The following is a 10793-nucleotide window of genomic DNA, read 5'->3' on the forward strand; positions in this document are numbered from 1 at the left end:
TACGGGAAGCGCACCTCGGCGACGCGGGCGAATCCGTGCGACCGGTCGCCGAAGCGGCGAGCGGTGAGGAGTAGTCCTCTCTCCCTCTTCGAGTACGGCCGTCGATTGAATCGCGTTCCGCTTCGGTACTGCCGGCTACGGTGGCTTCAGTCCGCGTGTTCCAGCCCTGACCGTCACTTCCCGGACGAGTACTCGACGGTGACTTTCCTGACGCCGTAGATGTCGTCCCACTCGCTGTCTTTGTCCATCAACAGCACGAGGACCTCGACCTTCCCCTCCTCGACGTTCGCCTTCTCGAGCGCCTCGGAGTCGACCTCGAGCGTGTACTCGCCGTTCTCCTTCTGGGTGACCTCGCTCGACCGCTCGGCGAGCGTACCGTTGACGTAACTGAACCGCGATTTGTTGTCGAGCGACCCGCCGGCGTAGACGAGGAAGTACGGCTCGCCGACCACGGTACCGTGGTCCGCGGGGTCGACGTCCTCCATCCGGGTGTCGGCCGTGACCGTCAGGTCGAAGCCGCCGCCGGCCCTGGTCTCGGTCTGGACGCTCTTCATCCGGTCACGGTCCTCCTCGTCCATCTTGTTCTGTAACGGCTTGTTCGGAGCCGCGGGCTTCGACCACGACTCTGTCGTCGTGGACGTGGTCGAAGTCGACGTGGTCGTGGTAGTCGGCTCGGTCGTCTGCGTCGTGGTCGTCGTCGCTGCGGTCGTCGAGGCGTCCGTCGTGGAGGTGTTTCCAGACGGGTCGAGACCGCTACAGCCTGCAAGCAGGAGGGTAACGACGACTGCTACCGTCATCAGTGATCGGCGCTCCATGCGCTCCCGTTATGTCCGGGGTATGTTTACTATGTATCCCGTAATACGCCGTTTAGGAATCCCGTAAGTCGTCGCAGTGTCCGGGTCGCGGCGTCCCGACGACGTCCGTACCGGGGTCGAGTTCTACGCCCGGGCCTTCCGGCGAGCCGACGGGACCGAGCGTACGACCCGGTTCGAGGACGGTTTCGGGCCCGGGTCGGCGAGCGCGACCACGGATCCGAGAGAGCGGACCGCCGTCACTCCGTCACGGCTTCGAGGGGGTCGAGATAGCCGGACCCGTAGTACGCCTTCTCGTACCCCTCGGGTACCGCGGCCGCCCGCGTGAGCGTCGACTCGACCTGGTTGGCGTCGTACCGGGGATTGGCGCTCGCGACCAGCGCCGCCGCGGCAGTTACCTGCGGCGCTGCCATCGACGTGCCGGCGAGGTAGCCGTACTCGTAGCTCGCGCCCTGGTACTCGCCGGACTCGCCGAACGAGGGGACGGCGAGACAGTTGAGCACGAAGTCCCGTCGCCAGTTCTCCGGTCGATTCTCCGGCTTCATCGAGAGGACCGCCTCGCTCGCGTTACCGCCGGGGGCTCCGAGGTCGACCGCGTTCGTACCGTAGTTGGTGTAGAACGCGGGACTGTGGTACGGTTCCTCGAGACCGTCCTCGCCCCATCCGAAGCCGACGGGGCCGGTCGCGCTGACGCCGAGGCCCTGGGCGCTCTCGCTCGAATCGACGAACCCCTTGTCGTGCTGCAGGTCGACGCTGACGTTACCTGCTGCGTGGACCAGCAGGGTCCCCCGCCGGTTGGCGTACGTGGTCGTCCGATTGAGCGCTTTGCCCCAGAACGAGCCGAGGCCCTCGCGCGTGAAGTAGGCCCCCAGGCTCAGGTTCGCGACGTCCGCGCCGACGTCGGCGCTGTAGACGATGGCTGCGAGGACGTCGCCGAAGAACGCCGACAGCGTCTCCTGGGGTGCCGTCTCGGAGAACACCCGACAGTCGACGATTTCCGCGCCGGGCGCGCTGCCGACGACGCCGCGCTCGTTTCGGTCGTTCGCCGCGACGATTCCGGCGACGTGCGTCCCGTGATAGCCGCCGTACGGGCCGGGAGCGCCGAGGGAATCCTCGGTGAAGTTCCGCGACCGTTCGGCGTCGACCGCGTGCCGGAGGTCGGGGTGACCGGCCGCGACGCCGGTGTCGATGATCGCGACGCGGGCACCCTCGCCGCGAGTGTGCTCGTGAACCTCCGGAACGTGCTGGTCGTGCTTGTCCCACTGGAGCGAGTAGAGTGGTTCGTCCCGTGCGCCGGCCGTCGCGGACATCGCCCCGCCGCGGGTCGGCCGAGTGCGCGAGAAGACGACGTCGGCCGCGTATCGCTCGTCCAGTCGTTTCACGTCGCGTTCGCTGGCGCGGACGACGCTGAGGCCGACCTGGTCGAGGCGGTGAACGACGTCGATACCCTGCTCGTCGCCGACCGACGCCGTGTCGACGACGTATCGGCCGCGCGATTCGGCGGTCGTCACCGTCGTTCCGGCCGCGACGCCGCCTACGAGCGCCGCACCCGTCTTCAGGACCGTTCGCCGTGAGTGTTCGTACATCCCATCTTCTATAGAGGTTAATCTGTTTTAAATATAACTAGCTAAAAATGATAATTCAGTCCTCCGGTCGGAGTCCGTCACTCGCGAGCGCGCCGCGTCGGGCGGTTCGGCAACGCGCTCGTCGACGCACTCCACGCTGGCCGCCGTCCGTGGAGTCCGCGTAGTCGACCCGAACCCGCCGGTACCGATAGCCTTCGAAAACATTCAAGAGGTTTGAACATATCCGCTGGTGTATGAGGACGCCGATTCGCCGAGGCGACCGATACGGGGTGGCGTCCGTCTCCGCCGCGGCCGTAGCCCCCCGATAGGGGGCACTCTCTTCTCTGGAGTCCGGACGGCAGGCGACCCGTAGTTACGACCAGCGCGATCACCGCGAAACGCAGCATGAGCAACACACAGCAGCGAACGACAGAGCGCATCGAAGGCGAGTACGAACCGGAGGCGGTCGAATCGAAGTGGCAACGTCGGTGGATAGCGGAAGACACCTACGCGTACGGAGGGGCGGACGACGCGGACACGTCGTTTACCATCGACACGCCGCCGCCGACCGTCTCCGGCGACCTTCACATGGGTCACCTCTACCAGTTCACGCTCCAGGACTTCGTCGCCCGGTTCCACCGGATGCGCGACGGCGACGTCTACTTCCCGCTCGGCTACGACGACAACGGCATCGCCTCGGAACGGCTCACCGAACGGGAGCTGTCGGTTCGCCGCCAGGAGTACGAGCGCGACGAGTTCCAGGCGTTGACCCGGGAAGTCTGTGATACGTACGAAGCCGAGTTCACGGAGGACGTCCAGTCGCTTGCGGTCTCCGTCGACTGGAACAACACCTACCGGACTATCGAGTCCGACGTCCAGCGAATCTCCCAGCTGTCGTTCGTCGAACTGTACGAACAGGGCCGGGAGTACCGGCGCAACGCGCCGACCATCTGGTGTCCGGCGTGCGAGACGGCCATCTCGCAGGTCGAAACCGAGGACGCCGACCGCGACGCACACTACACCGACGTCAGGTTCCCGCTCGTCGACGGCGACGGGAGCGGCGTCACCATCTCGACCACGCGACCGGAGTTGCTGCCCGCCTGCGTCGCGATGTTCGTCCACCCGGACGACGAGTCGAACGCGGACCTCGTCGGCGAAACGGCGCGCGTGCCGCTCTTCGACCACGAGGTCCCGGTTCTGGCCGACGAACGCGTCGACAGGGAGACGGGGACGGGCGTCGTCATGTGCTGTACGTTCGGCGACCGGACCGACATCGAGTGGTACCAGGCCCACGACCTGCCGCTCCGGATCGCCATCGACGAGTCCGGAACGATGACGGACGTCGCCGACGAGTACGCCGGTCTGTCCACCCGCGAGGCCCGCGAGGCCATCGTCGACGACCTCGACGCGGCGGGGTACGTGGAGGGACGGCGCGAGATCACCCACGCCGTTCAGGTCCACGAGCGCTGCGAGACCGACGTCGAGTACCTCGTCACCGACCAGTGGTACGTGAAGCTCCTCGACAAGACCGACGAGTACCTCGAACTCGGGCGCGAGATGGACTGGTACCCGGAGAAGATGTTCACCCGGTACCGTCACTGGGTCGAGGGACTGGAGTGGGACTGGTGTATCTCCCGCCAGCGGGACTCCGGCGTCCCGTTTCCGGTCTGGTACTGTACGGACTGCGGCGAGACGATTCTCGCCGAGCGGGCGGACCTCCCGGTGGACCCGCTCTCCGACGACCCGCCAGTCGACGCGTGTCCGGCCTGTGGCGGCGGGAGCTTCGACCCCGAGGAGGACGTCTTCGACACGTGGGCGACCTCGTCGCTGACGCCGCTCGTCCACGCCGGGTGGGACTACGACGCCGCGACGGACGCGCTCGCCATGGACCGACCGCAGCTCTACCCGATGGACCTCCGGCCCCAGGGCCACGACATCGTCAGCTTCTGGCTGTTTCACACGGTGGTCAAGTGCTACGAGCACACCGGCGAGGTGCCGTTCGACGCGGTCATGCTCAACGGGATGGTCCTGGACGAGAACCGGGAGGCGATGTCCAAGTCGAAAGGGAACGTCGTCACGCCCGGAGAGGTCCTGGAGGAGTTCTCCGTCGACGCCACCCGCTACTGGGCGGCCGGAACCTCCATCGGCGACGACTTCCCGTTCACGGAGAACGACCTCGTCACCGGCAAGAAGCTCCTCCAGAAGCTGTGGAACGCCTCGAAGCTCGTCGACTCGCTCGCGGACGCCGACCCGGACGAACCGGCGGAACTGGACGCGCTCGACGAGTGGCTGCTCGCCGAACTGGACGACGTCACCGCGGAGATCACCCGGCACATGGAAGCGTACGAGTTCTCGAAGGCCCGGGACCGGCTCCGGAGCTTCTTCTGGCACACGTTCTGCGACGACTACCTCGAAATCGCCAAGCGACGGGACGCGCCGTCGACCGACTTCGCGCTCCGGACCGCTCACGAACGGTTCCTGCGACTGTTCGCGCCGTTCCTTCCCCACGTCACCGAGGAGCTGTGGCACCGGTTGTACGGCGAGGCGAGCGTCCACGAGCAGTCGTGGCCCCGGCCCGCCGGCTACGAAGCCGACCGCGAAGCGGGCGAGACCGCCATGGAAGTCGTCGGCGCGCTCCGGACGTACAAGGCCGAGCGGGGACGGCCGCTGAACGCCGACGTCGAGCACGTCGCGGTGTACGGTCCCGTCGACGGGTTCGAGGACGCCATCGCCTCGGTGATGCACGTTCGGGAGTTCGACCGCCTCGACGACCCGCCGGAGACGGGGACGCGCGTCGTCGACGTCGACCTCGACTACTCGACGCTCGGCCCCGAGTACGGCTCCAGAGTCGAGGAGTTCGACGCGGCGCTCGATGCCGGCGACTTCGAGATCCGGGACGGAGCGCTGCTCGTCGCCGGCGAACGCCTCGCCGGCGAGCGCTTCGAGGCGCGCGAGGAGCGTCGCTACGACGGTGACGGCGACCTCCTCCAGACCGAGAACGCCGTCGTGCTCGTGCGCTGAGGAGAGGCCGGGAAACGCCGCGAGGCGGAACTGGCCCCGTTCGTGACGGCGGGCCGGAGACCGCTACCGTTCCTCCTTCAGGACGACGGTTCCGTCGTCGTCCGTCACGACGATGGTGTCGCCGCCGTTGTTCCATATCGCCGTATCGGACCCCCAGTAGAGTTCGGTCGACGAGTCGGTGCCGCTCCCCGTGTAGATGGTCACGGAGGCGTCCGGTTCGAGCGTGAACCCGTCCGGGAACCGGAACCGGTGGTCGGCGGCGTCCGAGAGCGTCCATCCCGAGAGGTCGACCGCCGACGAGCCGACGTTCGTGAGCGTGACGTACTCGCCGTTCGGGTTCTCGTGGTCGTCGCCCGGGGCGTCCGCCCGGTAGTCGGTGACCGTAATCGAACTCCCGGCCGTCCCGCCGTCCGTCGTGGTCGTCGGGGCGTCGTAGTTCCACATGCCGACGGCGTCGTCCCGCGCGCGTCGCTCGTCGGCGGCGAACTCCGAGCGTTGCGAGAACGAACTGTCGTACAGCCGGGCGTACCCCTGTTCGAGGAGCCGTTCGTTCACCGACTTGTCGTCGTTCGCGTACACGTACACCAGTAGACGGCCGTAGCTCCCCCGGCGGTCGGCCGCCGGGTCCGTTTCGATTCTGACGGTCTTCCCCAGGACCCGGGTTCGGGCGAACTCGCTCGCCCTGTGGCCCCAGTCCCGCAGCCAGTCCCGCCCCGCCTCGGTCGTCGGGATGCCTTCGAACTCGTCCGGCGTGTTCTCGACGTGAACCTCCGGCGTGTCGACGCCGAGCAATCGAACGTCCTCGGTGTGGCCGTCGGGGAACTCGACCGTGTACGTGTCACCGTCGACGACCTCGACCACCTCGACGCGATAGCTCGTTCCGTCGGTCGGGGCCTCCGTCGTCGTCTCGGTGGTCGTCGCGTTCGGGTCCTCGAGTCCCGCACACCCGGAGAGGACGAGCAGGAGAACGACGACTATCGTGGCCCCGCGGTTCATGAGAGAACGGACGTGCTCTCCCTCCGTATATTCCAGTTAAATAAATCCAACACTGTCCGACAGTACACCTAAAACAACGGCTCGTTTCGAGCGTCGGACATCAGTCGACCGAAGCGAGCAGGAGGAGTCGTGCGATTCCTGAAAGCCGAATACTTTTGGTCGTTTACACGAAATCTCGAACGGATGGCCGACGGCAGTACGAACGAAACGACCGGCGAGCGCGAGTGGGTGACCCCTCCCCCGTCGTTCGTCGATGCGGCGAACGTCACGGCGGCCGACAGCGAGGCGTTCCTCGACGCCGGCTGGCCGGCGTGCTGGAAGCGCGCCGCCGAACTGTTGGACTGGCACCGCACGTTCGACTCGGTGCTCGACGACGAGGAGACTGTTCGCTGGTACCCCGGCGGACGGCTGAACGCCTCGTACAACTGTCTCGACCGCCACCTCGACGAGCGCGGCGACGAGCCAGCCGTCACGTGGGAGGGAAAGCTCGGAGAGACGCGGACCTACAGTTACCGGGAACTCTTCGACGAAGTGAACGCGTTCGCGGCGGCGCTGCGGGACCTCGGCGTCGGCGAGGGCGACGTCGTCACGCTCTACATGCCGATGGTGCCCGAACTCCCCGTCGCCATGCTGGCGTGTGCCCGTATCGGCGCACCGCATTCGGTCGTGTTCGCGGGGTTCTCTGCGGACGCGCTCGCGACGCGACTGGCCGGCGCGAACTCGGAGTGTCTCGTGACCTGCGACGGCTACTACCGCCGCGGCGACGCGCTCGACCTCGAGAGCACGGCCGACAACGCCCGTCTCTCCGTCGACCACGCGGTCGAGCAGGTCGTCGTCGAGCGCCTCGGAGACGACCGCTCGTTCGACGACGACCACGTCTACGCAGACCTCGTCGACGAGCACGCGGGCACCGAGGTCGACCCGGTCGAACGCGACGCCGGAGACCTGCTCTTTCTCATCTACACCTCCGGGACGACCGGGGAACCGACGCTCGTTCGGCACGAGACCGGCGGATATCTCGCGTACGTGACCTGGACGAGTCACGCGGTGCTCGACCTCGGTCCCGGGGACACCCACTGGTGTTCGGCCGACGTCGGCTGGATTACGGGGCACTCGTACGCCGTCTACGGGCCGCTCGCGCTCGGAGCGACCACGGTCCTGTACGAGGGGACGCCGGACCACCCCCAGAAGGACCGCCTCTGGAAGATCATCGAGCGCAACGAAGTCGACGTCTTCTACACCGCGCCGACGTCCATCCGGGCGTTCAGGAAGTGGGGCGAGGAACATCTCGAACGTCACGACCTCTCCTCGCTCCGACTGCTCGGCACGGTCGGCGAACCCATCGACGAGACGACCTGGCACTGGTACCGCGAGCACGTCGGCGGCGGCGAGTGTCCGGTGGTCGACACCTGGTGGCAGACCGAGACGGGCGGCATCGTCCTCTCGACGCTCCCCGGCGTCGACCGGATGCGTCCCGGTGCCGTCGGCCGATGCCTGCCGGGACTGGAGGCGGCAGTCGTCGACGACGCGGGTGAGCGAGTCCCCGTCGGTGAGCCGGGACGGCTGGTGCTCACCCGACCGTGGCCGGGGATGGCCAGGTCGCTCTGCGAAGCGACCGACTGGGGCGACCACCGGACGACGACCGTCGATAGCGCGGAGCGAAGTCGAGGGGACTCCGAGAGTTCCCCACCATCGGGAGTCGACGTCTCCCGAGACACCGGGGACCGTTCGAGCGGGCGAGACCCGCGAGAAGACGGCGAGTGGCGGTACGACACCGGTGACAACGCCGTTCGGGACGCCGACGGCTACCTCCGTCTCCTCGGGCGGGCCGACGACGTGCTCAACGTCTCGGGCCATCGCCTGAGCACGACGGAGATAGAGTTCGCCATCGTCGGCGTCGACGGCGTCGCCGAAGCCGCGGTCGTCGGCGGGAAAGACGCCGTGACGGGGGCGAGAGTCCACGCGTTCGTCAGCCTCGAGTCGAACGTCGCGGGCGACGAGGCGCTTCGCGAGCGCGTCCGGGCGGCCGTCGAGTCGGGCATCGGCCCCATCGCGGTGCCGGACGTCGTCACGTTCGCCCCGTCGCTGCCGAAGACGCGGTCCGGCAAGGTCGTCCGCCGCTATCTCGAGGCCATCGCGAACGGCGAGGACCTCGGAGACACCAGCGCGCTCCGGAATCCGGAGGTCGTCGGCGAACTCACGTCGCTTCTCGACCGGTAGCGTTTCGCCTTCTTCTATTCGACCGAAACCCGGAGCGAGCCTTCGGAGCGTTCTTCGACGGCAGTTCGCGCCACCGTCCGGATTCGGGGCCGGTCGCCCGAATACTTTATTCGTCTTCTCGAAAGATAGCGAAGCGCAATGGGTGGCGAGAACGGCGACGAGTGCCTGACGGCGTCGGAGTACGAGCGACTGCGTCGCGCGGCCGAGACCTACCGCGAGGACCTCGTCGTGGCTCTCGCCGGCCGCGTCGGGCTCGGACCGTCGGAGCTGACCCGGATTCGCCCCGTCGACCTTCGCGAACGCGAGTCGGACGGGGGGACGCTCCAGCTCCTCTGGGTCCCGGAGGGAGACGGCGACGGGCGGGAGGCGTACGTCCCGCCCGACGTCGCTCACGACCTCCGGAAGTACGCGAACGGAAACGACCTGGACGAGCGCGACCCGTTCGTCGACGTCACGCCTCGACGCGTTCAGATGCTGGTCAGCGACGTGAGCGACCGGACCGACGACCTCCGGGACGTCACGTGCCGCGAACTACGCAAACACTTCGCGTGGCGACTCCTCGTCGAGGAGGACGTCGACCCGCGGGTGGTCCAGGCCGTCGGCGGGTGGAAGAGCCTCGAGAGTCTCGCCCCGTACCTCGACGCCCCGACCACGGACGACATCGTCGACGCCTTCGCGAATCGGTCGCCGGAGACGGGCCGTGGACAGGACGACCGACCGCGACGGGATACCGTCTCGCGGAGCGACGACCTCCTCGAGTGCGTGAGTGAACTGGGCGCGGCGCTCGCGGACGCGTCCACGGACGAGGACGTGGGACGGACCGTCTGTGAGCGGCTCTCCGACGCCTATCGCGCCGTCTGGGTCTGTGGCGAGCGTGGCGTCACGCGGGCGAGCGACGCGCCGGAGCGAACCGGCGGGGACGTTCCCGGCGACGTCCTCGACGCCGCCGGCGCACTGGACGAGGACGGACTCTCGGGCGTGGCGGTCGTCGAGGACGCGTCGGTCGACGGACCGCTCTCGGGGTGTTCGTTCGCCGTCGCGCCCCTCCGGTCGAACGAGACCGTCCACGGCGTGCTCTGCGTGGCCCTCGACTCGTTCTCGTCGGCCGACCGGACGCTGCTGGCGGACGTGGGCCGGCGCGTCGGGGAGACCATCACCGCCATCGCGCGCAAGCGCTTGCTCCTGGCGGACACCGGCGTGGCGCTCTCGCTGCGCAGCACCGACGGCGGCGTGTTCCTCGTGGCCGCCTCGACCGACCTCGGCTGTCGCTTCGAACTCGAAGGCGTCGTCCCGGTCGCGGACCAGTCGCTGCTCTACTTCGTCACGGCGAGCGGAGCCGCCGTCGGAGACGTCCTCGACAAGGTGACTGACGCGGACGCCGTCGACGACGCCCGCCTCGTCCGGGACTACGACGACGACGCGCTCTTCGAGTTCGTCGTCTCGGGCGAGTCGCTCGCGACGGTCCTCGTCGAGCGCGGCGGGACGGTCCGCGAACTCTCGGTCGAGGAGGGCGTCGCCGACGTTACCGGGGCGTTCTCGCGGCACGTCGACGTCCGGGGGGTCGTCGAGGCCGTCGAGGCGACGTTCCCCGGGACCAGTTTGCGTTCGAAACGCGAAGTCGAGGAGCCGGTCGGGAACGCCGCTAGCGTCCAGCGAACCGTCCAGGACGACCTGACGGAGCGCCAGCGGTCGGTTCTTCGGGCCGCCTACCTCTCCGGGTACTTCGAGTGGCCTCGCGGGAGTACGGCCGAGGAACTCGCGGCTTCGATGGCCATCTCGTCGCCGACGCTCCACAACCACCTCCGGAAAGCCCAACAGAAGGTGTTCGACGCGGTCTTCGACGGCGTCGACCACCGCACGCCGAACGCCCGACACTAACTGTTTAGCGTCACGGACGCGCGGACGCCGGTGGAGCGTCGCGTTTCCGTGGAACGCCGCGACGTTCGTCTAGATGGCGTTACACGACGGGGACGCCAGTTTATCATAATTAGTTCCATCATTTATATAGCTAAATGGGAGTTGTGAACCTAGCACATGGGTGACGCTCAGAACGTCGAACTGGAAGCACGGCTCGAAGAACAGGAGCGATTCGAACCCCCGGCGTCGTTCGTCGAGCAGGCGAACGTCTCGGACGACTCCATCTACGAGGAGTTCGAGCAGAACTGGCCGGACTGCTGGG

Annotated in this window: 6 protein-coding genes; 3 read left to right on the plus strand and 3 right to left on the minus strand. The window is 67.6% G+C overall.

The genetic code is table 11. From position 1 onward, the window contains the following. Positions 1–173 precede the first annotated feature (173 nt). Both ACTF4R_RS19985 and ACTF4R_RS19990 read right to left on the minus strand, forming a co-directional pair. On the minus strand, positions 174–815 hold the full coding sequence (locus ACTF4R_RS19985; protein ID WP_440010212.1) for a hypothetical protein: 642 nt from the start codon (positions 813–815) through the stop codon (positions 174–176). Between the two features lie 236 nt (positions 816–1051). Next, the gene (locus tag ACTF4R_RS19990) at positions 1052–2398 is read right to left on the minus strand and encodes a S8 family peptidase (protein ID WP_440010214.1); all 1347 of its coding nucleotides are present in this window, start codon (positions 2396–2398) and stop codon (positions 1052–1054) included. Between the two features lie 384 nt (positions 2399–2782). Here ACTF4R_RS19990 and ACTF4R_RS19995 point away from each other — a divergent pair, with 384 nt between their 5' ends. Then, complete coding sequence (locus ACTF4R_RS19995) at positions 2783–5398, plus strand: valine--tRNA ligase (protein WP_440010215.1); 2616 nt, start codon at positions 2783–2785, stop codon at positions 5396–5398. Positions 5399–5461: 63 nt separating this feature from the next. On the opposite strand, the gene ACTF4R_RS20000 is transcribed toward ACTF4R_RS19995, so the two are convergent. Beyond that, positions 5462–6394: a lamin tail domain-containing protein gene (locus ACTF4R_RS20000; RefSeq protein ID WP_440010218.1), complete on the minus strand. Its 933-nt coding sequence runs from the start codon at positions 6392–6394 to the stop codon at positions 5462–5464. A 183-nt stretch (positions 6395–6577) separates the two neighbouring features. Between ACTF4R_RS20000 and ACTF4R_RS20005 the strand changes: the two genes are divergently transcribed. Together ACTF4R_RS20005 and ACTF4R_RS20010 are read left to right on the plus strand one after the other, a co-directional pair. Beyond that, positions 6578–8614 (plus strand): AMP-binding protein, encoded by a 2037-nt coding sequence (locus ACTF4R_RS20005; RefSeq protein ID WP_440010220.1) that lies wholly within the window; start codon positions 6578–6580, stop codon positions 8612–8614. Positions 8615–8752: 138 nt separating this feature from the next. Next, positions 8753–10492: a bacterio-opsin activator domain-containing protein gene (locus tag ACTF4R_RS20010; protein WP_440010221.1), complete on the plus strand. Its 1740-nt coding sequence runs from the start codon at positions 8753–8755 to the stop codon at positions 10490–10492. Positions 10493–10793: the final 301 nt, after the last annotated feature.

Source organism: Halomicrococcus pelagicus (genome assembly GCF_051917725.1).
Lineage (GTDB): Archaea > Halobacteriota > Halobacteria > Halobacteriales > Haladaptataceae > Halomicrococcus.